Raw genomic sequence first — 26,158 nt, 5'->3', positions numbered from 1 at the left:
TTGAATCCGGTCCATTAGTTTTTAACCGTATTGGCGAGTTTTTCATCAATGATATGCAAATATTCACGCCAGCTATGGGCATGTTGCAAATCATCGCGTCCATCAGAGATACCACGAAACCCTAGAAGCGGCACATCATATGCCTGGCAAGACCGTAAAACCGCATAGGTTTCCATATCCACCATATCGGCATCAATAGCATCATAACCACGCCCCGTCACGACATTGCTACCTGTCGAAAGACTGGCCTTTGGACAATCATTTAATAGACATGGCATAGAAATAACTGCAGGGCGATCAAGAAAAGGCGTAACGCCTTTTTCAACGCCTAAAGGCGAGGCATCCATATCGCGCCATGAAACACTTTGCACCTGATAGACACTGCAACGATCAAGCTTTGCAGAACCCGCAGAGCCGAGAGAAATGATATAATCAGGCAAATTATCTTCCGCTTTCAAAGCGGCCAGGGCCTTTGTTGTATTGATAGCAGCCTCGACAGGACCGACACCTATAAATAACGGCTTAAACAACTTTCTAAGGCAATCACCATATTCAAGATCAACCGCCATCAAAAACAGTATTTTTTTATTGCCAACATCGAGCAGCATCAGCTCTTTTTTTCCACAACAGCAATAAAAAAACCGTCTGTTCCTGTCTGACGGGGAGAAAGAACAAGACCATGGGAGCAAAAGAAAGGAAAAGGCGCATTACTATGCATTTTATGCTGCCACAAACCCTTCATATCAACCGGTGCAAAATCTTTATGGCGAGCCAGAAAATCCATCAGCTGCATGTCATTTTCCTCACGAAGAAGCGAACATGTAATATAGACAAGCCTGCCGCCTTTCTTGACGTATTGGCAGGCCTTATCAAGTACATCACGCTGATCTGAAACACGTTTTTCAAGCTGTCCTTCCGACAAACGCCATTTGGCATCCGGCCGCCTACGCCACGTTCCTGTACCGGTACAAGGCGCATCGACAACGACCATATCCATTGATGCTTCTAGCGTAGCCAATTCCTCAATATTGGCATGGGGCTGGGCGTTGCGCACGCCAGCACGCCGCAGCCGATCGAAAATTGGTGCCAGACGTGCTTTTTCCGCATCATAGGCATGAATTTGTCCGCGATTATCCATATGACTGGCAAGAGCCATCGTTTTGCCACCAGCACCGGCACAATAATCCAAAACCTGCTGCCCCGCTGTGGCGTCACAAAGATAAGCGACAACCTGCGAGCCTAGATCCTGAATTTCAAACCAGCCCTTCTGGAAAGCTGGTTCGGCCTGTACGTTGGGATGGCGGCCAAGTCCTTTGATCGGAGCAATGCGCAAGGCTTCATCATACCATTCAACAGCAACGGCGCCAGAAGCACCAAGCTCTTTCAACACCCGGTCTTTGTTGGCACGTAAAAAATTGACCCTCAAGTCCAAAGGCGGACGGGAAGCCATTGCCGATATTTCATTAATCCAATGCTCACTAAACGAAGCCTGAAATGATGGAACGCACCATAAAGGACAGTCAGCCTGAACATGCTCAGGCGCTTGTTCCAGTTTGCGTTGCTGCCATGCCTTTATTTGGTTTTCATCCAAAAAAGTAGGGGCAAAACGATCATCGGCAAACGTATAGGATAATTCATCGACAGTCATACCACCATCATCAAGCAATGCGCCAAAAGCAGCATCCGACACCACCTCGCTATCCATGCGCCATTGCAATGACAAACGACGACGTAATACATCATAAACAATATTGCCAATAGCCGCACGATCACCGGCACCAGCAAAACGATGTGACAGCCCCCAGTCCTTTAAGGCGTCGGCTGCAGGACGTCGACGCCCCTCAATCTCTTCCAGAACTTCAATTGCCGCCTGAAGGCGTCCGCCCAATCGCATTATTCAATCCTATCATTGCTTGTCCGTCATGGCTTTTGATGAGAAAAATTTATCTTTAGCAATCATCAATAATGCTGAAACACCATAAACGACAAAGGCATATCTTGACTGAAATATCATGTCCAGCGCATAATCAAACAGCATCTTATCCATCAATATAGAGTGTGCATACACCTGCTTTTTTCTTTTTATACGCCTTTATTCTTATCTGACTGGCGCATAAGTTGGAAAGCAATAAGCACCAAAAAAGCAACGCCGATAACCAATACGCCCCAAAGGATATAACGTTTCCAGTTTTCCGATGCCGGTTCTTCAACGGGAGCTCCTGCCATTTCAATCGGAATAAGTGGACCGGCAATATGTGCCATACCGATACGCTGATCGGAAAGACCTGAATTATCGGCATCTGGAACGAGATCTTCAAAGGAAAGAGCGGCGGGCGTTTGATCCGGAAAACCGATTTCCATTGTATAAGGCGCTGTACCACGTGCAAGAAAAATCAAATTTTGCGTCTTTAGACTAAGCTCAAGAGGCAATTTTTGTATATCAAGGCCACCACCTCTCGGATCAATCTCGATCCGCAAAGCCGAAATTTCACTTGCCGGAAGCTCGACACTATCGAGACGTTCCTGATCGCCATTTTTTCCCTTTATCTGATAGAAACGTCCCTCACGCAAAAGCGTCCAATCATTATATGACGCGCCATATTTACCGTAAAGTTTGAAGGGCGCTAAAAAATAACCATCCGGCATACGGACTTTTAATGTCTGGATAAGATGAGGGACGCCCAAAGAAACTTCATAGACTTCTTTTCCGTTATATCCGTCGCCTTTCTGGCGCAAAGCTTCCACACATGTAATCGACTGTATTGCCTCATCTTGCGGCATTATAAGATGATCAATCGTTGCCTTGCTGACAATAGGTGCATTTCCATCATTTTGCCAAAACAGACGTAAAAACCGGCCTTTGGTTTCATTCAATGAAATCCATTTTTGATCCAGCACATTCTTGTCATTGGACAAACGATATAGCTGGTCATTCGCAATCAGCCGCCAATTGACCATATCATCACTAATCTCCAGCCGATATGGATAGAAACCGTCCTTTTCAGGTTTCCAATCAAGAGAAAAACGGACAATTCCCGAAACAGTTTTTTTCAAATCGAAAACATAGCCCTGCAACCGAGATTTACTACCTCCATGGCGATTTCCTGGGTCATGATTGACCGAAATAGAAATATCATCTCCCCGTTTTAAGACCGAGAGATTCGAACCGCCATTGTTACCACTTCCATTTTGATAAAGAGGATAAAGTTCAGCCTGAATCAGCGCACTGCGCTGAATATTTGCATGGTCCTTTGCAACATAAAATGCATAAGGCTGTACCTTGCCATTCGAATCCTTAATACGGATATCACCTAATCCACGACTTGCCGACATAAACTGCATATTGGCATCAAGAGGCAAAACATACCATGGCCCCTCGCCTGTCGTTGCAAGCTCGGCCTTATAAGGGGCAGCATAAAGCTGTATTGGTATTGCTGTGAGGGAAAAAAACATACCAAGGCTTATCACAAGAAAACGGAGCATCAATTATCCTCCTTCAAGAATGGCAGTTCGGACTTGTCGGCATCCTTCGGCGGCAAGGGGGCAAAATAACCGACTATCAGCATCAATATACCAACCCCGATAAAGGAAATAATACGTTCCATCGTACCGCTATTGCCCAAATCAATTGCCAAAAGCTTGACAACAACAATACCACTTAAAATAGCACCGCTTATCCATAATATACGCCAGCCTTTCTTATAGCCGATAAGCATAGCGGCAAGCGCAACCATTGCCCAAACAATTGACAGTGCCGTCTGGGCCACATTGGAATACATAAGATCTGAAAAATTCCAAAAAACTCCGCTTGCGTGATGGACACTGCGCAAAATCATAGCTGTAAGCACCGCAAAACCTGTGGCTCCATAAAGGCTGGCGGCCACTGCCCGCCCGATTATTACCCCCAGCGCATAGCGCCACGTCCACACCATAAGTGTAACGAGCGAGGCCAAAAGCCCAAGATCAAGTGGATTGAACACTGGCATATAGCTGATCGGTGCGGCGCTGCCATCATTGATAATATTAGCAAACCATAACCATAGCAACGTTACTGTCGCAATCGGCGTAGCGGCAATCAAGTTATAAGCCTTTTCATCCATATCCATCGGCCAGCTTTTATCGGTAAAGGAAACGGCCAGAAGATAGATAACCGGCCCCATCGCCCAACCAAGCCAGCGCCATGCATTGAATTCACCCACCGTATCAATCAGCATGCCGCCAAAGACCAGAGAAATCAGCAAAGTGATTAAAAATGCACCGCCAATATGGGCAATACGCAGAATCCTGCTGTCACCTAAATCCGCCAAGATGGCAAGCAAAACACCATGCATGACAACGGCAAGAGGCCATAACAACCATCCCCAATAAGCAAAAGGCTGATAATTATAAAAATTCCCATAATAGCCTACCCCCATATAGAGGAAGAAAAGGTGCCCGAAAGAGAGGAAAAGCAATGCAAAGCTATAAGGAGCGAGTAATAAGGCAAGATTGGCAAGTAACCGCCAACGCAGTATAAAAGCAAGAACCGCCCAGACCGCGATAGCGACAAGCGACATGGCAAGCATTCCATGCACAACCGGCAGACCGACAGAACCATAATCAAGCGTCTCAACAATCGTAAAGCCCGAAGCCATAACCATATAGATCAAAACGGCAATTTCCAGTCCCTTGACAACCGGATTGGTCTTCATATCGCGGCCAAAAAGCATGGCCGCGCTGACCAAAAGACTGAGGCTCAAAACAAAAGCGGGCAGAAAGTGCGCATACAATGCAAAAGCAGAAATACCCGTCATCATGATAAATCCGGCAAAGACATGGAAAAAACACGCACTGGCCGCCATAACGATTTCATTTTCTTTCAAAGCGAGTACCAACAGGATTGTAGCAAGAATTGTTGTCGCCATTGTCGCATTGTCATGCATAAAGAACACGGATGGCAGCAAACCGATGACAACAACTGCCATGATAGATAGCCCCGCAGAAACTGGCTTTTCAAAAGCCTGCAAACGAGATGGGTCAACACGATGCGCCTGCCACCAAGAAAATAAAAGGCTGCCCGCTAGAAGAACGCCACCAAGTTTTGACGCTCCCAATACCGTTTCGCCACCTGCATAGAATGTACCTAGCCAGCTAAAGAAAGTAGCGGCTAGCAGCAGCAATGAAAATAGACGCGACAGCAACCGATTTTGGCGTAAAGACAACCAATAAATGCCAGCGGCTTCAACAGCCCAAATGGCTGAGGTCCATTCAGCATCAAAGCCTAGGGGCACCGCAAGGGATGCAAAGATAAGCCCTAATGCAAGACAGGTTTCAAAGAGCAGTTGCAAAGTGCCTTGTCCGCGTTTCAAGACGCCGAAGGCCAAGGCTATATAGAAAAGCCCCAATATCAATGCCGAATAGGCCGGCCCGAATGCAAAGTCTTTTGTCAGCGTATATTGCAAACCGAAACCGATAATCGGCACACCAAAAAAGAGAGAGCCATCAACATAATGGGTCTGACGGGCAGCCTCTGCCAAGCCTTGTAAAACATTCCCGCCCGTGCTGATACTTTCGAGCAGACGACGACGGGCGAACAAAAGCGCCACAGCAATAAAAAGAAGAAAAAAGAAAATGAGAAAAAGCTGGGTGCTAAAATAGAGGGATGGATCATATCCCTTCATAGCCCACGCTAATCCAATTGAGAATGTACCAATAAATCCGACAAGATTAAGCGGTCGCCATGCCTTAAACCAAGCAATAACCAAAATAGCTATATCCAGAAGAACAAAATAGCTGAATAACGCAATATGGCTGCCACCACCGCTTGACGCCAAAACAGGGGCCGCAAAACCACCAAGACTAGCGGCTAAAGCCAGCGGCATTGCATTTTGCAACAATGCCAGAAGGATGGCGGCTGCCGTTACCACAACCAAAATGATAAAACCAAATTGCGGCGGCAACAGCGGATGCATCTTAATGGCGGCAAAAGTCGTCAGATAGAAAACACCCACACCCAGACCTTGCAAGATCAGGCCATAATGCGCATTCTTATGGCGCACAAACCACCCCACCGCAGTCAGTATCAAAGCAGCAAGGGCGACGGCTGCATAGCGCAGTTCAATCGGGAAATAGGTATGCTGGCTGACATAGCGCAACAAAAAGGCAAGCCCTAAAAACAAGACAATCGCACCGATTTTCAAAATCGGGTTGCCCTTCGTGATCCAAAGAATAGCTTTGCTCATCAAACCGGGAGTAGCAGGACGACTTTCTTGCTCAACCCTGTTTTCAACAGGCTCCTCCTTAAATGAAATCTGTTCTTCTGATGGAGAGTCGAAAGCAGGCGGCGAAGGCTTGTTTTCAGTCTCCTGCTCAGTAATGATTATATCGTTATCGGTCGCTATAATTTCCGCGACATCATTACTCTTTACGGCCTCGCTAGCAACGGGCTCGAACGCTATTTGCATAACTGCAGTTTCGCTTTCATTTTGCCGCGCATCCCTACCCTTTACATGAACATCCATCAAATCCGACAATTGCCGTTCAAGCACATTAATTCTACGTATCTGATCAATAAGATCCTCTTCCATTTTTTGCTGACGCCGCTTTAGTCCGGCATTCATGATAAAATATAGAAGCAACGATCCGATCAGGGCACAAAAGATACCAAAGCCAATGAACAATCCAAAAATGATGGCATATAAATCCATGAAAAAATCCATCTAAAAAACATAACAGCATAATGCCGTTACAGCCTTCTAAATGGCTAAAATAATAATGTCAAAAAGGAGTATGTCATCCGCTTCCATCCTCATGACTTGCTTATCTATAGCATTCGAGCACTTGGAATATAATCGACATGAGCATTTTCAATAAAGCATTCGGTTTAAATATCTTTGTGATTTTATTATTCTGGACTATGATAAAAGACACATACCGAAAAACTTCGGCATGCTATTATATCCCTTGGATGCCTCATCGCAAGGATAGACCATGGAGGAGAATGAATGTCTGATTCAGTTTTGGGATTGATTGACGCATCACCTTATACAAAGCCAGTATGTGATCTTGCCATATGGTCATCGAAACAGTTAAATATTCCCATCCGGCTGCTGCATCTTCTTGATAGAGAAACAAACAATGTATCTTTACCCACCAGCATAAGTGGCAATGATATACAACAAAATGAACTGATCCAAGAATTCAATAATATCGAATTGGTAAAGGCACGGCTGGCACAAAAGCTTGGACACGCCGTACTTGATGATGCTGTTAGCTATATAAAACGCCATGACATAGAAGACATAGATCCACGTTTGCGCCATGATGATCTGCTTGATGCCCTTGATGTCTATGCGCCCAAATCATCTCTGGTCATTATAGGCAAACGAGGACAAGATGCCAATGAGCAACAACGCCGTCTGGGCGCCCATTTTGAAATGGTTGTCCGCTCAAGTGAAAAACCCATTCTGGTTGCCTCTAAAGTTATACGCCCTATCCGCAATGTGCTGATTGCATTTGACGGCGGTCCGCTTATTAAAAAAGCTGTCGACTTCATCTGCACCAGTCCGCTTTTTAAAGATACCAATACGATCCTCTCCATGGCCGGAAAAATGGATAAAGAGATTGAGCAAAGCTTTGACGAACATATGGAAAAATTACAAAAGACCGGGCGTAATCCACAATCACTGCGGGCAGCGGAATCGGTTGAAAATATGATCTCGAATGCTATTGATAGCCAATCTGTCGATCTGGTTGTCATGGGCGCGTACAACCATTCCAAATTGCGTAATTTCTTTTTCGGCTCCATGAGTCAGAATATTATTATCAACAGCAGCGTTCCGGTACTGATTGTAAGAGATCTAAATGACCGGCCTTAAACACCCGAAACAGGAAGCTGAAAGGCGGGGGACACCCAGCTTCCTATGAAGGGTCTGATCTTCCGGCAAGTCCAGACCACTATCTGTTTCGGGATATCCTGTTTATCCAATAAGTCTTTCATAAACTCCAATTGTTTTTTATATTATTTTTGATAAGATTTACTTATCATGTTTTCACTTCGTCAATTACGTTATTTCGAGGCTTTGGCACGCCATGGCAACTTCAAGCTGGCTGCAGAGGCCTGTTCTATCTCACAACCAGCCTTATCGGTGCAAATTGCCGAAATGGAAAAAACCGCTGGAAATGCCCTGTTTGAACGAACACGCAAAGGCATTATCCTTACCCCTCTAGGGCGTCAGATTGCCGAGCCAATCAGCGATATTCTCAAACGCATGGTGCGTCTCAATGACATTATAAACACCGATGGTCCGAAACTAAAACACCACTTTCGGCTGGGCGTTATTCCAACAATTGCGCCTTATCTACTGCCATCACTATTACCAGCCTGCTCCAAAGACATGAGCAATCTGACATTTGAAATTCATGAGGCCAAAACCGAACAATTAGCTGCCCAATTACAAGAAGGGGAAATTGATGCGGTCATTGCTGCGTCTCCATTCTACGATGAAATGGCCAGCAAGCATTTGTTCAACGATCCCTTTTTTCTGGCAACAGCCAAAAGCATAGAGCAACCCCAAGCCATACCGATAACCATTCAGGATATTGATGAGCGAAACCTTATCCTGCTTGAAGAAGGGCACTGTTTGCGTGACCAAGTACTGCAAGTGTGTAATCGTCGACTATACCAACGTAATATATCGGCTTCATCCCTTTCCACGCTTGTTCAACTTGTTGCCAATGATCTTGGAATCACACTCATTCCCCAGATCGCCATAAAAACCGAAAACCGTGATGCTTCATTGGCTATATGGCCATTCAAGGCACCGTTGCCAAGCCGTGAAATAAACCTGTACTGGCGCGCCAAAAGCCCTCGACATAAAGACTTTGTCCGTCTTGCCAAACTTATAGCCAGTATATCCGAAGGAATTTTAAACGAAGCCCATGCCTATATCAAACCGAGTTTCCCATAGGGTTTCCTTAGGGCTAAATCGCCCTTCTAGCCACACCCAAAAAGGCAGCCCTCTTGAAAAGGCAAGTGGACTGTCCAATTCAGGTTTCATATTCCAACAAGTCACCGGGCTGGCAATCTAAAGCTTTGCATATGCCTTCCAATGTTGAAAACCGGATCGCCTTGACCTTACCGGATTTGAGCAATGACAGATTGGCTTCGGTAATGCCGATTATCTGTGCCAACTCGTTAGAACGCATCTTGCGTTTGGCCAGCATCACATCCAGCCTTACAATAATCGCCATCAGATTGTCAGCTCCTGTTCTTCAGCCATTTTTTGTGCTGCCGCCATGACATGGGTAAATGGCAATAAAATAAAACCTATCATAAATGGAATAAAGATATCCGATCCAAATCCAACGCTGATAACATGGTCACCATTAGGATTGCCCATCGTCAAGACAAAACTCATAAGGGGTGTCTGAACTATACCAATAAGCGCATAAACAATAAAACACCAAGCAATTTTGCGAAATGCTCTCACATGCTGGGCGGTAAAAAAACAACCACGTCCATACAATACGATAAGAACACGTAACTGATAAAATCCGTAAAGTACTGGCAAAAGGCCAAGAAAAGACACAAGACTCCCCAAACAACGGGCCTGTGTTTCAGCGCCTTTGATTATAACCACGCCTTGATAACCAAACTCAAAGAGAGAGCCTCCACTGGCAAGAAAATCGTAAGAAAGCTGATCAAGACTACTCGTTGCCCAATAAGAAGCCCATCCTAAAGGCAATATTAGAAATAAAGAATTGACCAACCGTAAAGGCCATTTCACCGGCACCGAAACAGATAAAGGTTCATCCATAATACATCTCCATAAAAATAATATATTGTATATAAATTAATAATTATTGCTTTACAATAATTATTATCTGATAAATTTAAAATTATTATCATGCAGAAGTCCTCGCATATTCAAAACACCCTATTTTAAAGAACGCTGTACCATGCGTTATTTTCTGTTGATCCCACGCATATGCACAAATGTGCTGCTGAGTAGAAGGGCTATCATTTCGTCATGCGGGCCCAGCGCTTTTGACAAAAACCGGAAAGATCCACGCCCCCTTACAGCCAAACACAATTGGTTACAGCTTATGATCATGTTAGTTATGAGAGAAAGATTGAATGAAGAAACCGTAACTCACAAACAGCCAGATAGCATTTTATCTTGCAGCAATATGAAATCTTCTTTCCCAATTTCGATGATTCCAAAACGCAGAGCGTAGCCCCAATTCTGTTTGCCTCGGGTAAAGGTCAGACTTTGCAACAAAGGATGGATGGCGACCCTCTGTGATGGTAGCCAATCGACGTCACGGCGATAAGGTAGAAAGCCGTTTCCCATATCAACCTGATAGGTATTTTCATCCCTGAGAAATCCGATAGCCGTGATGGAATGCAGCCCGTCCTTTTTCCCCATAACACGTGATGGAGAATAATAGACAATGCCATCATCCTTTTTCATGCGTTGCAATGGTGCCTTTTTGCCATGACAGACTTGGCAAAATCCGCCTGCTATTCCTATTGCCACATGATCGGCAGAAGCAACTGCCAGCCAATATCGGCTCATAGCATTTTCACATTGCTTGTATCGGTCGCACAAACGCGCAAACGGTGGCCATCGGGGTCAAGTGCTACAAATGTATAGCCAAAATCCAACAGGACCGGCTCTAATGCAATACCCATATCAAGATTGAGAAAAGCCTTATAAAGCCTATCAACCTCATCTTTTGTTGCATAGCTCATGGAGATTTCCATACCACCATTATGTGGTTCCGGCAGCGGATCAATCGAATGTCGATCCTGTAGGCCCAGCGTAAAATCCTGTCCAAAGGCAAAAACAGAAAAACCTTCAAACATCTCAACTGGTTCTGCCTGTAGAATGCGGGAATAAAATTGCGTGCTTTTCTCGACATCATCAACATAGAGAATAAGGCTGGACGGTTTGAACATGGCAATCTCCTTTATGTCTTGCATAAAGGAGATTGCTGTCAATTTCCGGCAGCAGTGAATTTTTCAAGTGGGAGATTCAATTGTTCACGCCATTGACGCAACAATTCTGCACGACGGATTTTATAAGATTCTCCAACCTCTTCAAGGTGGGCAATCCGGTCACTGCGAAAATGACGGAAATCGGCGCGTATTTCACACCATGCCATGACCAACAATGCATTATCAAAAAATGCCAACCCAAAAGGCCAGATGATACGGGTGCTTTTCTGGCTTTCCCCATCTTCATAATCTATCCGGATTTTCTTTTGCCCGCGAATGGCTGCGCGCAATTGCGGCAGATATCTTTCCCCACGTTCACGCCATGACGGCGCCATCAACAAACCATTGTCATCACATTGGCGACGTAAATCATCGGGCAAAACCGCCATGATCTTGGAAAGCGCCGAACGCGCCGCCAAACCTAAAGGCTCATCGGTACGCCCTGCGACAAAGCGCGATCCCAACACCAGCGCTTCAATCTCTTCTTGTGAAAACATCATCGGCGGCAACATAAAGCCGGGTCTTAGAACATAACCCAACCCCGCTTCGCCTTCAATTTCAGCACCTTGGCACTTCAGGCTCTCAATATCGCGATAAAGCGTGCGCAGGCTGACATTCAATTCATCCGCAAGCACCTGCCCCGCCACCGGATAACGATGACGGCGCAGAATATCCATCAATTGCAAAAGACGGGCAGCGCGGCTCAGATTATTTCTCCATCTCTTTCATCTCTTGCGCATCCATCTCAACCGCACGCTTATGGGCAGCACGTTCTAAATGAGGCACACAATAAGAATCAAAAATATTACTTTGAATTAAGCCACGTTTTTTGACGAAATCAAAACATGCTGTCGCATAAAGATCGGCTGCGGTAAAATGGTCAGCCGCAATAAATTCTCGGTTCTTCAACCAGTCTTCCAACATTTTAATACTACGATCCAATGAACCATAGCCAAGCGCAATTTCCATTTGCGGATTTTCAACAATCTGACGCGCTTTATCCATAAATGCGGTTTCAAAAGGCCCCGCCATAAAGAAGAGCCAACGGTAATAACTGGCACGGTTTTCAGGTACAAGTTTTGCCTCGGGATAAAGATCGGCAAGATAGGCAACAATAGCCGATTGTTCCGTCACCACATGCCCTTTATGGACAATGGTAGGCACCTTGCCAAGCGGGTTGATTTTTAAATAGTCCGGCGCTTTCATGCTGGTACCCCACTGCAGCAGCCGCGTTTCATACTTTGCGCCACATTCTTCCAGCATCCAGCGAATGGTGCAGCCACGCGATTGAGGATGGGTATAAAAAATTAAATCAGTCATCATGTTTCCTTTATTGAACACATTGACCAATAAAACACCCTGCTGTCAATTTCTGTCAGCAGGGTGCATGTCTTGACGATTTTAATGACGCTTATATGCTACCGGGATAATTCGGACTTTCGCGGGTGATGGTCACATCATGCGTATGGCTTTCACGCAAACCCGCATTGGAAATACGCACAAAGGTTGCCTTTTCGCGGAATTCTTCCAATGTCTTGGCTCCAACATAGCCCATAGAGGCACGAAGACCGCCAGCCAATTGATGTAGGACACCAGCGATAGGCCCTTTATAGGCAACTTGCCCCTCGATACCTTCCGGGACTAGCTTCAACTCGTCACGCACTTCGGCCTGGAAATAACGGTCTGCCGAACCACGTGCCATGGCACCGACCGATCCCATACCACGATAGGCTTTAAAAGAACGTCCCTGATGCAGATAAACCTCGCCGGGGCTTTCTTCAGTACCAGCCAGCAATGAGCCGACCATAGCAGCACGTGCGCCAGCAGCCAAGGCTTTAGCCAGATCACCGGAAAATTTAATGCCACCATCGGCAATAACCGGAATACCAGCCTTTTCAGCGACTTCAACCGCCCCCATAATGGCGGCAAGCTGTGGCACACCGACACCGGCAACAATACGGGTGGTACAAATCGAGCCCGGACCAATGCCGACCTTGACCGCATCGGCCCCACTATCAATCAGCGCTTTTGTTGCTTCAGGCGTTGCAACATTACCGGCAATCAACGCCGTATTGCCAACCATTTTGGCAATTTCCTTCACCGAATCCAGAACACGCTGAGAATGACCGTGCGCCGTATCAATGACAAGAACATCAACACCGGCATCAATCAGACGCTCGGCGCGCTCCATACCATCCTTGCCAACGGTGCTTGCAGCGGCGGCCCGCAAACGGCCATGGGCATCTTTCGACGCATGTGGATTAAGTTGCGACTTTTCAATATCCTTGACCGTAATAAGACCGGTACAACGACCCTCCGCATCAACAACCAGTAGTTTTTCAATACGATGCTGGTGCAACAATCTCTTGGCTTCATCTTGGCTCACATTTTCACGTACAGTGATAAGGTTTTCGCGCGTCATCAATTCATAGATTTTCTGCTTGGGATTAGAAGCAAAGCGCACATCACGGTTGGTCAAAATACCAACCAGACGGCCGGGCACCCCCTTACCCCCGTTTTCCACCACAGGAATACCAGAAATACCATTGGCCTTCATAACCGTCTTGGCTTCTTCCAAAGTCGCATCAGGGCCGACAGTGACTGGATTGACGACCATGCCGGATTCAAATTTCTTAACCTGACGAACTTCCTCGGCCTGTTCTGACGGCGTCATATTACGATGAATGACACCGATACCGCCTGCCTGCGCCATAGCAATAGCAAGACGTGATTCCGTTACAGTATCCATCGCGGCAGACAAAAGTGGAATATTAAGTTCTATATCTCTGGCAATGCGAGTTTTGAGATCAACCTGTCCGGGCATGACCTCCGAGTGGCCGGGCTGAAGAAGCACGTCATCAAAAGTGAGGGCGAGAGCGCCGGTTGCTGTATCAATGATTTTTGCCATGGCCATTATCCTTGCTGAACGCCGATATCGCCTCCAAATCAGGGTAGTGCAATAAGCGTATAATTATTATGGATTGGCGCTGGTTCGTAACACGGCTCAACGCAATTGGAAAGAGCAAAGCGATAAAAAACAGTCGATAAACTATAATTGTGACTCGATTGGCAGCCAGCCGATAAGTTTTGCAAAAGCCCGACGCCATATACGGCTTTCCGGCTCATGCGTGGTTTTTCTAGCTATCTTGTTTTCCATATAAAGCCATTGTAGCCGCCCTTTATCATTCAGCATCACCTTATAGCTCATCTCACCGGTTATCTCTTCGGCAAAAAGCATATCCATGCGCTGAGTAATTTCTGGACATTCAAAAAGAACACCCATTTCAGTATTAAGAGAAGCCGAACGCGGATCAAAATTGAATGAGCCGACAAAAGCCGTATAACCATCAATCAGAAAGGCTTTGGTATGAAGACTAGCACGCCCGGAACCAAACAACCGCAAGCGATGGGTGCCACCATCGGGTTTCAGTTCATAAAGCGATATACCAGCTTTAAGTAATTTGCGCCGATAAGGGCTATAACCACCATGAACCGCAGCAACATCGGTTGCTGCCAATGAATTGGTCAAAACTTTGACATCTGTTCCGCTTGCCGCCAGCTTACAAAGATGATCACTGCCCGATGCTCCCGGCACAAAATAGGGCGATGTCAGTTGCAGACTCTTTTTCGCACCATAAATCATCGGCATAAATATGCCCATCAACCAATTTTCAGGCTTGCCCCCCAATGCCTTTTCTGGCGGATCGGACAGAACATCAACCTTTTCAGCGCGAAATAACCGTCGGTCCGGTTTCAAAAAATGCTCAAATGAAATATGGGCATGAATATAATCAAGATAAGGCTTGGACTTATCCGACTGGCGGAACTGTTTAAGCTCTTTACGCCAATGCGCTAGATCACGTTTTTTCCCCGGCACACTTAAAGCATGGATTGGCAGCGCCACTTCACTATTCCAAAAACCATCAAAAATAGTCTCGACTTTTTTTACCGACGGTCCCACCAACATGACATCCAGATCACGAAAGTTCGACATTTTTCCGGCATCGAAATAGGCATCAGCTATATTACGACCACCGACAAAGGCAACACGTCCATCTGCGATAAACGCCTTGTTATGCATGCGCCTTGTCACAGTGAGTGCCCGCAATACCATTTCCAGACCGCGACGCAATCCACCATGGCGTGCACGCCCGGGATTGAACATGCGCACCTCAATATTAGGATGGCGGTCAAGAGCAACATAGGCAGGATCGCGCCCCTGCGCATTAATATCATCAAGCAACATGCGCACCCGCACCCCACGGTCAGCAGCATCAACAACCTCGTTCAAAAGCAAACGGCCGGTAAGATCATCATCCCATATATAATACATCAAATCGAGACTGCGCCCCGCCATGGACGCTGCTACCGCACGTGCTGCAAAAGCATCAAGATTGGAAATAATGAGAGAAAGACCATCGACGTCGATACCCAATCCTTCTTCTTTCATCGCCAATCGTTGCAATTTTTTATCAAGCGCTGTTACATCATCCCCGACAGGCAAAGCATATGACGCCATACCACGGGCGCTTTTGGCAAAACGACCATAAGCATAAACAGCCAACATGGATGCCAGCACAAAAAAAACAGCTACACCGACAATGATCTTCAAGATATCCAAGGCATCCTCATTCCAACATAGTATTCTTATAAAGACCTCATGGCATCCAATATAGAGATTTAAAGTCCTCTTACCAACTTATTGATAAAGATCATGCATCTGGCCGAATTCAATTGCTTTCAAGTAAAGATTAATGTTTTGTACCGAAACAGATACTTGATTGCTATAAACCATCCATATGAAACCGGACCGATGAAAAAGTTTATAATCCCAATAGCCGTATCGGGTCTTTTCTTCTTGGTCACAGCGGCACAGGCTGAAGTCCGTTTTGGTCATAATGTCAGGGTTAGCGGACATGATTTTTCCAACCGTACTTTCTCATCTAAAAAAAATGCCAAAATCTATCTTTACGATAAAAAGCCTAAGAATGAAGGCTGCCGTTGGATCAAGAAACGTGACTCCAACGGGAACCTTACAGGGCGCAAAACACAGATTTGCCACCTGCAGAAAAAAATGAACCCAAATGTCTGAAGATAGTACAATCCATTGGCGTAAGAACCTTTATGTCAGCGCCTTTGGTGCCTTCACCACAATTATCGGCATGACACTGCTCCTCCCCTTCTTGCCACTTTACGTAAAAGAACTCGGCATCCATGACCATGCGGCCATCGCCAAATGGTCGGGCATTGCCTATGGCGCGACCTTTTTTGCCGCCGCCCTTGTCGCGCCCTTATGGGGACGCCTAGGGGATAAATATGGTCGTAAACTAATGCTGGTACGCGCATCTTTCGGCATGGCGATTGCCATTGCACTTATGGGGATGGCCGGCAATATATGGCAGCTTGTTGCCATTCGCTTATTTACCGGCCTTGCTGGCGGCTATGCCTCGGGAGCCGCCATTCTGGCTGCTACCCAATCTCCCAAAAACAAAACCGGCTGGACCTTGGGCATTATATCTTCAGCTGTTATGGCAGGTAATTTTGTCGGTCCCCTGATCGGCGGCATCCTGCCTAACTATATCGGAATACGCGCCTGTTTCTGGCTGGTTGGCGGATTGATTTTCATCACTTTTCTAGCAACCTCGTTTTTCATCCATGAAGATAAAACCACGTTTAAAAACCGTCGCCAGCAAGAGAAAAACCAAAAGGTAAAACTCTGGCAAACCATTCCGGCAAAAACCATAGTCATTACCATGCTGGTTACAGGCAGTCTGTTGACTTTTGCCAATATGTCGATCGAACCGATCATTACACTTTATGTCCAGACATTGATCACTCAAACACACGAAGTCACCCTGTGGGCAGGTATCATTATGTCCCTAGCGGCCCTCGGCTCGGCTCTTTCTTCAAGTTTTCTTGGGCGGCTAGCCGACCGTGTCGGTCATTGGCCGGTACTTATCGGCGCTATGATTATCTGCGCCCTGCTGCTCATACCCCAAGCCTTTGTCACCAGTGCATGGCAATTGGCCTTGTTACGTTTCCTAATGGGACTGGCATTAGGCGGTCTTATTCCTTCGCTCACGTCTATCCTGCGTCTTCATGCACCTGAAAACATACTAGGCGCTATTCTCGGTCTTTCTGTCTCGGCCCAATATGTAGGACAAGTAACCGGTCCTGTCATGGGTGGTTATATTAGCGGCCATTTCGGTATGCAGTGGGTCTTTTTCACAACCGCTGCTGTATTATTGATAGCGGCTTTCTTTCATTATCGACTGAAAACAGCAGACACAAAAAAGGGCGGTCTTTAAACCGCCCCTCTTTCTATTCTTAGCACTCAATGATCTGCGGCTTGGGAAGCCCCAAAACCAGTTTCCGAACGGATCTGTTGAGCCGGAAAAGCCTTACGATCAACAGCAGCACGGCTACTATTATCCGTAATAGAAAAGAACCAGATACAGATAAAAGCCAACGGGATCGAAAAGATCGCTGGCGATGCATAAGGAAACAATGCCGAGTCTGCAGGAAAACCGAATGTAGATACCCATACGGCTGGTGATAAAATGGTCAAGACCAGAGATGAGATCAAACCAACAAAACCGCCAATCACCGCACCGCGTGTTGTACATTTCGACCAGAACATCGACAACAGCAGTACAGGAAAATTAGCCGAGGCAGCAATCGCAAAGGCCAAGCCCACCATGAAGGCGACATTTTGACGTTCAAAAACAATGCCGAGCAGAATGGCAACGAGACCGATCACAGCCGTCGCAATTTTAGAAACACGCAGCTCTTCATTGCCCGAAGCTTTTCCCTTACGGATAACCATATTATAAATATCATGGCTGATAGCTGTCGCACCGGAAAGCGTAAGCCCCGCGACAACAGCCAGAATAGTTGCAAAAGCGACAGCTGAAATAAAGCCATAGAATATATTGCCGCCAACCGCTTTCGCTACCATCACCGCCGCCATATTCGCAGCCCCCGCGCCACTTTGCAACGGTGCATAAAGCTCGGCACTTGATTGCACAAGAGCAATCGCACCAAAGCCGATAATGAAGATAACAATATAGAAATAGCCATTCCATACGGTTGCCCACATAACAGATTTACGGGCTTCAACGGCATTGGGCACAGTAAAGAAGCGCATAAGAATATGCGGAAGACCAGCGGTACCAAACATCAAGGCCATACCGGCGGAAATCACCGAAATAGGGTGAGCTGCTGACGGATTGCCGCCCGGCCCCATAATGACCTGACCGGCTTGAATGGCCTCAGGCGAATCGGCTGCAACATTGTTAGCGGTTGCAAAAACCTGCGCCTTGACATTAACGGCAGCCTGAAAAAAGGCATCAAAACTGAAACCGAAATGCGCCAGAACCATCACCGCCATAAAGGTAACACCAAACAGCAACATACAGGCTTTGATGATCTGGACCCATGTTGTTGCAGTCATACCACCGAACAGCACATAGATCATCATCAATACACCGACGAGAACCACCGCATAAAGATAATCAAGGCCGAAAAGCAGCTTGATCAGCTGACCGGCCCCCACCATCTGGGCAATCAGATAAAAAGACACAACCACCAATGTGCCACAGGCGGCAAGAATGCGCACCGGTGTCGTTGCAAAACGAAATCCCGCCACATCGGCAAAATTGAACTGCCCCAGATTGCGTAAACGTTCTGCAATCAGAAACATCACAATCGGCCAACCGACCAGAAAGCCGACGGCATAGATCAGGCCATCATAGCCGAAATTCATAACCATGGCTGAAATACCAAGAAATGATGCAGCCGACATAAAGTCACCGGCAATTGCCAGACCATTCTGAAAACCGGTAATACCACCTCCGGCCGTATAAAAATCTGCACGCGACTTGGTGCGTGATGCAGCCCATTTTGTAATCCACAATGAGAGACCGACAAAAATCAAGAACATAATAATCGCCGGCTTATTAATCGGCTGCTTGTCCATTTGTCCTTCAATGGCATCGGCAAAGGCAGAGTTGATCATGAAAACTGACGTAGCGATGACAAACAGTATTTTATGAAGAAGCCTCATTTCTTGATCTCCTTCTCTATATTGGTAATCAGCTGGTCATAGGTTTTGTTGGCAACAAAAACATAAATCGCGGTTAGAATAATCATGATAACAATGACACCCACGCCGATCGGAACAGCAATTGTTGTCACACCCTCACCAATGCGTTTGGCAAGAAATTGCTTGTCAAAAGCCATAAGTAATATCCAGCCGTAATAAACAACCAGAACAATAGCAGTCAAAATGCCCCCAAGAGCATTTCTTTTCTTTCTCAAAGCAATATAGCTGGGGTTTGCCTCAATCTTGGCAACTGTTTCTTCATCCATGACGGCTTCCTCCTCCGTTTGGATTATGTTGAATGAAAGACGATTAGAAAGAACGGATCTGACGCCCGCTAAATTTCAGATACAATCGATAAAAAGAAGACCACCCATAAACCAGATCAATACAGGTCATGGACAATCCATCAATTGCGTCTGATTTCCTCCCTCTAACCATATCTCCACTATGGTAAGAACATGCATCTTATTGTCAACGCAGTATTCATAACGACAGTTTTATGATGAAGTTGTATAATGTCAATCCCCGTCTTTAACACTTTACAAAAAACAGTTATTATCAATGTGCTCTGTATAACCTATAGGAAGACGCAAAAATCAAAGCGTCAACCATTATTTATTATTGAACAACGATAGAGCGGATGTGCGGCAAAGCAGGCATCAGCAATACACCAACACAAAACAGTTTAGCCACACGACATAAATTGGCCATATTGATTTACTTTATAATGCAAAGCATTTGATAACAAAGAGTTGATTTATGAACGACCTTCACAAAGCCATGCGCGACCTCGCAACAATCCGCTACCAACTGGTGTCGGGAACAGAGTTTCGCGGCTTTGGTCCGTTGACAATAGCACTAACAGCAGTTCTGGCAGTCATTACAGGCGCTTTACAATCTATCTTTCCTGCCTTAGCATCCTCGCCCTTTGCCTATTTCAGTACATGGATTATCACGGCAATCATTGCTGTTTTGCTGGTTGGTGCTGAAATGATAGCCCGTACCAAGCGTCATCATCAAGGTATGGCTGATGAAATGTTATTGGCAGCCGCCGGAAACTTTTTACCGGCCGGTGTCGTTGGCGCACTACTTCTTATGGCATTTGGCGCGATTGGCGGCCAACTATTCTGGCTTCTACCACCCCTCTGGCTCATTCTTGTCGGACTGGGCGTTCTCTCTTCCATGCGTATTCTACCATCAAGCGTCAGTATTAGCGGTGGCGCCTATATCCTGCTTGGTTTCTTCACACTACTGCTCAATGCCCACTCAACCGCACTTTCTCCATGGGCTATGGCCATACCTTTTGCATTAGGGCAGGCTTTGCTGGCTTTTCTGCTTCATACAGCTTCAAGGAAAACCGATGACACATTCTGATGATACCGCACCTTTTGCTTATGACGGACTGGACCGAACAATTCACGAACGGGCACGCCTTGCCATTCTATCTTCGCTGATCGCACATGACCGTGCCACTGCCTTTAATGATCTTAAAAGCGCCTGTGGCCTGACCGATGGCAATCTTAGCCGCCACTTACAGGTCTTACAGGAAAGTGGCATTGTTAATGTACATAAACAGTTTGAAGGTACACGTCCGCTGACAACTATCACATTGACCCATGAAGGACGACAGCGCTTTCTCGACTATATCAACGTGCTTGAACAGGTAGTCAAAGATGCGTCACGCGCCTCGCATCCCGTCAACACAAAAAAGAACAAACCTCTTCCACACGCCGGTTAAAGCGACCATTTGATATTTCTATTTATAAAAGGACTTTACAATGCAAAGTATTTTAAACTGCAAACATAAAATACATGTCGCCATCATTATGGACGGAAATGGACGATGGGCCTCGCGACAGGGGCTCCCCCGCTCGGTCGGCCATTGGGCAGGTGCAGAAGCGGTACGCAATTGTTTTATCCATGCTGAGAAGCTTAATATCGGCATATTGACACTCTTCGGCATGTCATCCGACAATTTTACCCGCCCACAGCAGGAGGTCGAAACAATGATGGATATTTTTACGACATTCCTGATCAATGAAACACCAAATCTGATTGCGCATAATGTGAAGCTCAACGTGATAGGCAAACGCAATCGACTGCCGCAAAAACTTCTTGATGCTATTCAATCAACAGAAGCCGCAACCCTTCATAATACAGGTGTCCATATGCGTATTGCTATCGACTATTCATCTCGCGACCAGATTTTGCAAGCTGTCGAAAAACTACAAAATACAGGTTTGCCAAATCGAGACACCTTCAAGCAGGCCTTGACTGGCGAGAGTGATTTCCCCGATGTCGACCTTGTCATCCGCACCAGTGGTGAAAAACGTCTTTCGGACTTTTTGCTCTGGGAAAGTGCGTATGCAGAATTATGGTTTACCGATATTATGTGGCCAGAATTCGGATATGAAAATCTAAACGAGGCCGTCAGCTATTTTCATAGCCGTGAGCGACGTTTCGGCAAAATCGGCACGAGGGACGCCGATATCTTGCAGGCAAACCGGTTAAAAGCCATTAATAACAACAGCCATCCTGTCATCACAAAATAGCAAGACAAGCCACATCACAAAACCGGCCTGTATTACTTTTTGATTGAAAGCATGTAAAAGTTCCTATATATTTTTATGAAAATTAAGGAGAAGCTCAATGCGCCAGACATTCATGACAACGTATCAATGTTATCGTGAACAAGGCTTAAAACATGGCTTCTATACTCGAACTAAAATCACTTTCTTACAAACTACCTGACGGCAGCGTACTTTTCAAAGCAGTCGATGCGACTTTTCCTACAGGACTGCATGGACTGGTCGGCAAAAATGCCAGTGGCAAATCGACCTTACTCAAGATTATAGCCGGTATTGAAACACCAAATATTGGCACGGTCTGTAAGCCTTCCAATACCGGATATTTGCGACAGAACATCATTACGGATACAAAACAGACTCTGGCAGAACTGTTCGGACTTGAAAAAGACCTCGAACGAATCCGACGTATCGAAATCGGCACAGCAACCGATCAGGATTTGGAAAATGTTGACTGGTCGGTACTGCAACGATTTGACGCCATGAAAGCTTCTGCTGAGCTGAGCTTCTGTGATGGCGATACAAAACTGACACAGTTGAGCGGTGGACAGGCCATGCGTGCGGCACTTGCTGCTCTGCTTTGCAACAAAAACGACTTGATATTACTGGATGAACCGACCAATAATCTGGATAGCTGTGCCCGCCAAAAGTTGATACAGCAGCTTAAAGCCTATCAAGGCATAGCGTTAATCGCCAGTCATGATCGCGCCCTGTTGATGGAAATGGATACGATCAGTGAATTGACATCGCAAGGCATCATCCATACCGGCGGAAATTACACACTCTACGCCCGTGAAAAGCAACAGCGTCTGGAGCTGGATGAACAAGCCGTAAACCAAGCGGAAAAACACTACCGTCATATCGCACTTGAAAATCAAAAAACAAAAGAGCGGCAGGACAAACGGAACCGACAAGGAAAGGCAGCGCGCAAAAAAGGGGGGGCGCCCAAGATTGCGCTAGACCGCGCCAAAAACAATGCGGAAAAATCAACCGGCCGCTTGAATGAAAAATTGGATGCTGCCAGCATTAAAGCAGATGGCGTACTCCAAACAGCCAGACAAAGACTAGCCATAAAAACACCACTCAGTGTTCAATTGCTCTCTACCAATTTACCTAAAAGCAAACATGTTATGGAGGCGCGTCATTTAAGCGGCGGTGCCAATGAAATTATCAAAGCCTTCAATTTATCTCTATACGGACCAGAACGCATTGCTATTTCAGGGAAAAACGGCAGCGGCAAAACAACATTGCTTAATCTGTTGACCGGGCGACTAAAAGCAACAAAGGGAAATGCTGAAATTTATGTCTCCAGCGCTATGCTAGACCAGCACGTCAGCTTACTTGACCACGAAAAAACAGTTTTAGAAAATTTCAATCTCATCAATCCCAAAGCCAACAACAATGACTGCCATGCAGCTTTGGCACGTCTAGGTTTTCGTAATGAAGCCGCGCATAAACGTGTGAGTGCCTTAAGCGGCGGCGAAAAACTTCGCGCCGCTCTTGCCTGCACTATTGGTCGTGCAAGCCCTCCACAATTGCTGATATTGGATGAGCCGACCAATCATCTCGACCTTGATGCTATTGCCGCTTTAGAAGCTGGTCTTAATGCCTATGATGGCGCATTGATTATAGTCAGCCATGATGAAGCTTTTCTTGAAGCCATCAATATCGATAGAATGATTGAACTTTAAAAGTTGAGTAAATTATAATGAAACGCAGACATTTCCGGCTTTCATGATCTTCAATTTCAATACTGTCTTTCCCCATCACAGATGGCATATAGCCAGCAGCCTTAATCATTGGCCATGAGGATTATGTAAAGATTGAGACAGATGTATTTTCCAAAAGCAACAATGACGATATCAGCGATCTTTATGAAATGATGGGAAAATTATCCCGCCTATATTTTTTTATAGGCGGAACAAAATATCATAAAATCGGCTTGAAGGCTTTCAACCGCAGCGCATTGGACAGTACAAAGACACTGGAGAGCGCCATGGCACCCGCCGACAGCATCGGTGACAATTGCACGCCCCACCACGGATAAAACACACCGGCGGCCACAGGAATTAAGGCAGCATTATAACCGAAAGCCCAAAACAGATTTTGCTTGATATTGCGAATGGTGGCCTTGGATATGGCAATGGCATTGACCACACCAGCAGGATCACCCGACATCAGCACCACATCGGCGCTTTCAATTGCCACATCCGTACCCGTACCAATAGCAATACCGGTATCCGCTGCCGCCAAGGCGGGTGCATCATTGATGCCGTCACCGACAAAAGCCACACGCTTACTATCTGCTTGCAAATGCCTGACCGCATCGACCTTACCCGCAGGTAAAACCTCGGCCTCGACCTTTGTAAGCCCCAGCTTTGCGGCAATGGCTTCGGCTGTACGTTTATTGTCACCGGTAATCATAGCCGATTGCACATCCAGTGATTTAAGCGCCTCAATGGTTTCCTGCGCACGTGGTTTGACAGGATCGGCCACAGCAAAAATTGCAGCTGCCTTGCCGTCAATTGCCGCATAAAACGGTGTCATACCTTGCTTGCCAAAATCTTCTGCACTATCGGCAAAATTCGCAATATCAGCGCTAATCTCTTTCATATAACGATCAGCCCCAATAATGATTTGATGCCCATCCACATTGCCGGAAATACCAAAGCCCGCTCTGGCAACAAAACCTTCAACCGGCTTCAGTTCCATTTTTTCATTATGTGCAGCTTCGGCCAACGCCTCGCCAATGGGATGTTCGGAACGCATTTCAACTGCAGCAACTGCACCAAGAACGGTTGTGCGATCAAAACCATCCGCCAAGACCATGTCATTCAGAACAGGTTTGCCCAAAGTCAAAGTGCCGGTTTTATCAAAGGCAATCATTTGAGCATCACGCAAAGTCTGCAAAGCATCACCGCGACGGAAAAGCACTCCCATACGCGCAGCCCTACCTGTAGCGACCATGATCGAGGTTGGCGTAGCCAAACCCATGGCACAAGGACAAGCGATGATAAGAACGGCAACGGCTGCCACCAGAGCATGTGGCAAATCAGGCCCTAAAATCATCCAGACAATAAAAGTAATAAAAGCAACCGCAAACACAGCGGGTACAAACCAAGCGGTTACCTTGTCCACCATCGCCTGAATCGGCAGTTTGGTACTTTGTGCATCTTCCACCATCTTCTGGATTTGCGCAATCAAAGTATCGTTGCCCACCTTTTCGGCTTTGAAGGTCAAAGTACCATTGCCATTGACAGTACCGCCAAACACATTGTCACCTTCAGCCTTGATCACAGGAACAGATTCACCGGTCATCATCGATTCATCAACATGGGAAGAACCATGAGTGACAACACCGTCAACAGCGAACTTTTCACCCGGACGGACAATAATAAGATCTCCGACAACAATCTTTTCAAGCGCAACTTCCTGTTCGGCCCCGTCCTTTAAAATACGTGCCGTCTTCGGCTTCAAGCCTGCCAAAGCTTTAATGGCTTCACCCGTGCGCCCACGTGCACCTGCCTCTAAATAACGTCCCAACAGAATGAGCGTGATAATAACAGAAGCAGCTTCAAAATAGACATGATCTGTCCCTTGCGGCAAAAAAGAGCCACCAAAGGTTGCTACGGCGGAATAGGCCCATGCGGCAAAGGAACCGACAGCGACAAGCGAATTCATATCCGGCGTCAAACGGAACAGGTTGGGAATACCCGCCTTAAAAAAACGCCATCCCGGAATGAACAACACAAAAGTTGTCAATACAAATTGGAAAATACGGCTTGGCAATGGACCAATTGCCATCATCACCCAATGGTGGAAGGGCGTATATAGATGCCCCCCCATTTCAATGATGAAAACAGGAAGCGTCAGAATAAGAGCAACCATCAGAGAATGGCGTAATTTAACAGCCTCTTCCGCCTGACGGTCGCGCTGTTCACCTTTCACGACCACTGTTGCTCCATAGCCTGCCTTGGCAACAGCATCTTTCAACTCGTCAATAGTCGCTCCGACCATCTCGGCATGAGCACGATTGGTAGCCAGATTAACACTGGCCGAAATAACACCAGAAACACTATTTAAAGCTTTTTCGACATGCCGCACACAAGAGGCGCACGTCATACCTTCAATATCAAAATCAACCCGTGTTGCAGGAACTTCATAACCGGCTTTTTCAACGGCTTTGACCACCGCATCAACGGGCACAGAAGACGCAGCTTCAATATTGGCACGATGCATGGCCAGATTGACGGTTGCCGACTGCACACCCTCAACACTTTGCAGCGCTTTTTCAACGTGACGAACACATGACGCGCAGGTCATCCCTTCAATATTCAATTGTAAATGCTGCGTCTGCCTTGCCATGATAAATCCCTTTCATGACATTAATGCACATTGCGTTTTTTCAAATTCATGCAAAATGCATTAAGCCTGTGTTTTATAAAACGCCTTCATCCGGAAAAGAGAAAATATAAGCAATCCGACAAA

General features: G+C 46.2%; 24 protein-coding genes. 8 read left to right on the top strand and 16 right to left on the bottom strand.

What is annotated here, in order from left to right:
• Positions 1-14: 14 nt before the first annotated feature.
• Genes ACYZ97_RS01835 through ACYZ97_RS01815 form a run of 5 tightly spaced genes read right to left on the bottom strand, consistent with a single transcriptional unit; the run spans position 15 to position 6,686 of the window.
• Complete coding sequence (locus tag ACYZ97_RS01835; RefSeq protein ID WP_473299801.1) at positions 15-608, bottom strand: 5'-methylthioadenosine/S-adenosylhomocysteine nucleosidase; 594 nt, start codon at positions 606-608, stop codon at positions 15-17.
• A complete protein-coding gene (locus tag ACYZ97_RS01830; protein ID WP_473299800.1) occupies positions 608-1,894 on the bottom strand; it encodes an RsmB/NOP family class I SAM-dependent RNA methyltransferase in 1,287 nt (428 codons plus the stop codon). Before ACYZ97_RS01830 ends, ACYZ97_RS01835 begins: the two co-directional genes overlap by 1 nt.
• Positions 1,895-1,906: 12 nt before the next feature.
• Positions 1,907-2,047, bottom strand: a complete 141-nt coding sequence (locus tag ACYZ97_RS01825; protein ID WP_473299799.1) for a hypothetical protein — start codon at positions 2,045-2,047, stop codon at positions 1,907-1,909.
• Between the two features lie 35 nt (positions 2,048-2,082).
• The gene (locus ACYZ97_RS01820; protein WP_473299798.1) at positions 2,083-3,483 is read right to left on the bottom strand and encodes a DUF3999 family protein; all 1,401 of its coding nucleotides are present in this window, start codon (positions 3,481-3,483) and stop codon (positions 2,083-2,085) included.
• Positions 3,483-6,686 (bottom strand): DUF2339 domain-containing protein, encoded by a 3,204-nt coding sequence (locus ACYZ97_RS01815; RefSeq protein WP_473299797.1) that lies wholly within the window; start codon positions 6,684-6,686, stop codon positions 3,483-3,485. Before ACYZ97_RS01815 ends, ACYZ97_RS01820 begins: the two co-directional genes overlap by 1 nt.
• A 297-nt stretch (positions 6,687-6,983) precedes the next feature.
• Between ACYZ97_RS01815 and ACYZ97_RS01810 the strand changes: the two genes are divergently transcribed.
• Positions 6,984-7,856: a universal stress protein gene (locus tag ACYZ97_RS01810; protein ID WP_473299796.1), complete on the top strand. Its 873-nt coding sequence runs from the start codon at positions 6,984-6,986 to the stop codon at positions 7,854-7,856.
• 168 nt (positions 7,857-8,024) lie between these two features.
• Entirely contained in the window at positions 8,025-8,948 is a 924-nt protein-coding gene (locus ACYZ97_RS01805) for a hydrogen peroxide-inducible genes activator (RefSeq protein WP_473299795.1), read from the top strand.
• 79 nt (positions 8,949-9,027) lie between these two features.
• On the opposite strand, the gene ACYZ97_RS01800 is transcribed toward ACYZ97_RS01805, so the two are convergent.
• The 8 genes from ACYZ97_RS01800 to ACYZ97_RS01765 all read right to left on the bottom strand — a co-directional run bounded on the left by ACYZ97_RS01800 (position 9,028) and on the right by ACYZ97_RS01765 (position 15,602).
• Entirely contained in the window at positions 9,028-9,231 is a 204-nt protein-coding gene (locus ACYZ97_RS01800; protein WP_473299794.1) for a helix-turn-helix domain-containing protein, read from the bottom strand.
• Positions 9,231-9,797 carry a DUF2975 domain-containing protein gene (locus tag ACYZ97_RS01795; RefSeq protein WP_473299793.1) on the bottom strand — a complete coding sequence of 189 codons (567 nt, stop codon included), beginning with the start codon at positions 9,795-9,797 and terminating at the stop codon, positions 9,231-9,233. Before ACYZ97_RS01795 ends, ACYZ97_RS01800 begins: the two co-directional genes overlap by 1 nt.
• A gap of 336 nt (positions 9,798-10,133) precedes the next feature.
• The gene (locus ACYZ97_RS01790) at positions 10,134-10,559 is read right to left on the bottom strand and encodes an EVE domain-containing protein (protein ID WP_473299792.1); all 426 of its coding nucleotides are present in this window, start codon (positions 10,557-10,559) and stop codon (positions 10,134-10,136) included.
• Entirely contained in the window at positions 10,556-10,942 is a 387-nt protein-coding gene (locus ACYZ97_RS01785; RefSeq protein ID WP_473299791.1) for a VOC family protein, read from the bottom strand. The genes ACYZ97_RS01790 and ACYZ97_RS01785 overlap by 4 nt, the downstream gene beginning before the upstream one ends.
• A gap of 38 nt (positions 10,943-10,980) precedes the next feature.
• Positions 10,981-11,688: a helix-turn-helix transcriptional regulator gene (locus tag ACYZ97_RS01780; protein WP_473300605.1), complete on the bottom strand. Its 708-nt coding sequence runs from the start codon at positions 11,686-11,688 to the stop codon at positions 10,981-10,983.
• Position 11,689: 1 nt separating this feature from the next.
• On the bottom strand, positions 11,690-12,304 hold the full coding sequence (locus tag ACYZ97_RS01775) for a glutathione S-transferase family protein (RefSeq protein WP_473299790.1): 615 nt from the start codon (positions 12,302-12,304) through the stop codon (positions 11,690-11,692).
• 88 nt (positions 12,305-12,392) lie between these two features.
• Positions 12,393-13,889, bottom strand: coding sequence for an IMP dehydrogenase (gene guaB, locus ACYZ97_RS01770; RefSeq protein ID WP_473299789.1), 1,497 nt, complete (start codon positions 13,887-13,889; stop codon positions 12,393-12,395).
• A 141-nt stretch (positions 13,890-14,030) separates the two neighbouring features.
• Complete coding sequence (locus ACYZ97_RS01765) at positions 14,031-15,602, bottom strand: phospholipase D family protein (RefSeq protein WP_473299788.1); 1,572 nt, start codon at positions 15,600-15,602, stop codon at positions 14,031-14,033.
• A gap of 192 nt (positions 15,603-15,794) precedes the next feature.
• Between ACYZ97_RS01765 and ACYZ97_RS01760 the strand changes: the two genes are divergently transcribed.
• Together ACYZ97_RS01760 and ACYZ97_RS01755 are read left to right on the top strand one after the other, a co-directional pair.
• On the top strand, positions 15,795-16,073 hold the full coding sequence (locus ACYZ97_RS01760; RefSeq protein ID WP_473299787.1) for a hypothetical protein: 279 nt from the start codon (positions 15,795-15,797) through the stop codon (positions 16,071-16,073).
• Positions 16,066-17,289 (top strand): MFS transporter, encoded by a 1,224-nt coding sequence (locus tag ACYZ97_RS01755; protein WP_473299786.1) that lies wholly within the window; start codon positions 16,066-16,068, stop codon positions 17,287-17,289. The genes ACYZ97_RS01760 and ACYZ97_RS01755 overlap by 8 nt, the downstream gene beginning before the upstream one ends.
• 26 nt (positions 17,290-17,315) lie before the next feature.
• Here the strand turns inward: ACYZ97_RS01755 and ACYZ97_RS01750 are convergent, their stop codons facing one another.
• Together ACYZ97_RS01750 and ACYZ97_RS01745 are read right to left on the bottom strand one after the other, a co-directional pair.
• A complete protein-coding gene (locus ACYZ97_RS01750; RefSeq protein ID WP_473300604.1) occupies positions 17,316-18,998 on the bottom strand; it encodes a cation acetate symporter in 1,683 nt (560 codons plus the stop codon).
• 44 nt (positions 18,999-19,042) lie between these two features.
• Entirely contained in the window at positions 19,043-19,351 is a 309-nt protein-coding gene (locus ACYZ97_RS01745) for a DUF485 domain-containing protein (protein WP_473299785.1), read from the bottom strand.
• Between the two features lie 493 nt (positions 19,352-19,844).
• Here ACYZ97_RS01745 and ACYZ97_RS01740 point away from each other — a divergent pair, with 493 nt between their 5' ends.
• From ACYZ97_RS01740 to ACYZ97_RS01725, 4 genes are all read left to right on the top strand, one after another.
• Entirely contained in the window at positions 19,845-20,459 is a 615-nt protein-coding gene (locus ACYZ97_RS01740; RefSeq protein WP_473299784.1) for a hypothetical protein, read from the top strand.
• Positions 20,446-20,823 carry a winged helix-turn-helix domain-containing protein gene (locus tag ACYZ97_RS01735; protein WP_473299782.1) on the top strand — a complete coding sequence of 126 codons (378 nt, stop codon included), beginning with the start codon at positions 20,446-20,448 and terminating at the stop codon, positions 20,821-20,823. The genes ACYZ97_RS01740 and ACYZ97_RS01735 overlap by 14 nt, the downstream gene beginning before the upstream one ends.
• Positions 20,824-20,863: 40 nt before the next feature.
• Positions 20,864-21,637, top strand: a complete 774-nt coding sequence (gene uppS, locus ACYZ97_RS01730; protein WP_473299780.1) for a polyprenyl diphosphate synthase — start codon at positions 20,864-20,866, stop codon at positions 21,635-21,637.
• A 152-nt stretch (positions 21,638-21,789) separates the two neighbouring features.
• A complete protein-coding gene (locus tag ACYZ97_RS01725; protein ID WP_473299778.1) occupies positions 21,790-23,361 on the top strand; it encodes an ABC-F family ATP-binding cassette domain-containing protein in 1,572 nt (523 codons plus the stop codon).
• A gap of 238 nt (positions 23,362-23,599) precedes the next feature.
• On the opposite strand, the gene ACYZ97_RS01720 is transcribed toward ACYZ97_RS01725, so the two are convergent.
• Positions 23,600-26,035: a heavy metal translocating P-type ATPase gene (locus tag ACYZ97_RS01720; protein WP_473299776.1), complete on the bottom strand. Its 2,436-nt coding sequence runs from the start codon at positions 26,033-26,035 to the stop codon at positions 23,600-23,602.
• Between the last annotated feature and the right edge of the window lie 123 nt (positions 26,036-26,158).

It is taken from the genome of Bartonella sp. bp_1, from assembly GCF_055808085.1.
Note: the sequence above shows the minus strand (reverse complement) of the source record. Positions and strands in the feature narration are given on the sequence as shown.

Bases quoted from the DNA above. Each gene is read 5' to 3' on its own strand.
- ACYZ97_RS01820 (WP_473299798.1), bottom strand. From the start codon at position 3,483: ATGCTCCGTTTTCTTGTGATAAGCCTTGGTATGTTTTTTTCCCTCACA.
- ACYZ97_RS01725 (WP_473299778.1), top strand. From the start codon at position 21,790: ATGGCTTCTATACTCGAACTAAAATCACTTTCTTACAAACTACCTGAC.
- ACYZ97_RS01810 (WP_473299796.1), top strand. From the start codon at position 6,984: ATGTCTGATTCAGTTTTGGGATTGATTGACGCATCACCTTATACAAAG.
- ACYZ97_RS01745 (WP_473299785.1), bottom strand. From the start codon at position 19,351: ATGGATGAAGAAACAGTTGCCAAGATTGAGGCAAACCCCAGCTATATT.
- ACYZ97_RS01720 (WP_473299776.1), bottom strand. From the start codon at position 26,035: ATGGCAAGGCAGACGCAGCATTTACAATTGAATATTGAAGGGATGACC.
- ACYZ97_RS01755 (WP_473299786.1), top strand. From the start codon at position 16,066: ATGTCTGAAGATAGTACAATCCATTGGCGTAAGAACCTTTATGTCAGC.
- ACYZ97_RS01775 (WP_473299790.1), bottom strand. From the start codon at position 12,304: ATGATGACTGATTTAATTTTTTATACCCATCCTCAATCGCGTGGCTGC.
- ACYZ97_RS01835 (WP_473299801.1), bottom strand. From the start codon at position 608: ATGCTGCTCGATGTTGGCAATAAAAAAATACTGTTTTTGATGGCGGTT.
- ACYZ97_RS01825 (WP_473299799.1), bottom strand. From the start codon at position 2,047: ATGGATAAGATGCTGTTTGATTATGCGCTGGACATGATATTTCAGTCA.
- ACYZ97_RS01800 (WP_473299794.1), bottom strand. From the start codon at position 9,231: ATGGCGATTATTGTAAGGCTGGATGTGATGCTGGCCAAACGCAAGATG.
- ACYZ97_RS01815 (WP_473299797.1), bottom strand. From the start codon at position 6,686: ATGGATTTATATGCCATCATTTTTGGATTGTTCATTGGCTTTGGTATC.
- ACYZ97_RS01805 (WP_473299795.1), top strand. From the start codon at position 8,025: ATGTTTTCACTTCGTCAATTACGTTATTTCGAGGCTTTGGCACGCCAT.
- ACYZ97_RS01750 (WP_473300604.1), bottom strand. From the start codon at position 18,998: ATGATCAACTCTGCCTTTGCCGATGCCATTGAAGGACAAATGGACAAG.
- ACYZ97_RS01795 (WP_473299793.1), bottom strand. From the start codon at position 9,797: ATGGATGAACCTTTATCTGTTTCGGTGCCGGTGAAATGGCCTTTACGG.
- ACYZ97_RS01785 (WP_473299791.1), bottom strand. From the start codon at position 10,942: ATGTTCAAACCGTCCAGCCTTATTCTCTATGTTGATGATGTCGAGAAA.
- ACYZ97_RS01760 (WP_473299787.1), top strand. From the start codon at position 15,795: ATGAAAAAGTTTATAATCCCAATAGCCGTATCGGGTCTTTTCTTCTTG.
- guaB (WP_473299789.1), bottom strand. From the start codon at position 13,889: ATGGCAAAAATCATTGATACAGCAACCGGCGCTCTCGCCCTCACTTTT.
- ACYZ97_RS01735 (WP_473299782.1), top strand. From the start codon at position 20,446: ATGACACATTCTGATGATACCGCACCTTTTGCTTATGACGGACTGGAC.
- ACYZ97_RS01790 (WP_473299792.1), bottom strand. From the start codon at position 10,559: ATGAGCCGATATTGGCTGGCAGTTGCTTCTGCCGATCATGTGGCAATA.
- uppS (WP_473299780.1), top strand. From the start codon at position 20,864: ATGCAAAGTATTTTAAACTGCAAACATAAAATACATGTCGCCATCATT.
- ACYZ97_RS01830 (WP_473299800.1), bottom strand. From the start codon at position 1,894: ATGCGATTGGGCGGACGCCTTCAGGCGGCAATTGAAGTTCTGGAAGAG.
- ACYZ97_RS01740 (WP_473299784.1), top strand. From the start codon at position 19,845: ATGAACGACCTTCACAAAGCCATGCGCGACCTCGCAACAATCCGCTAC.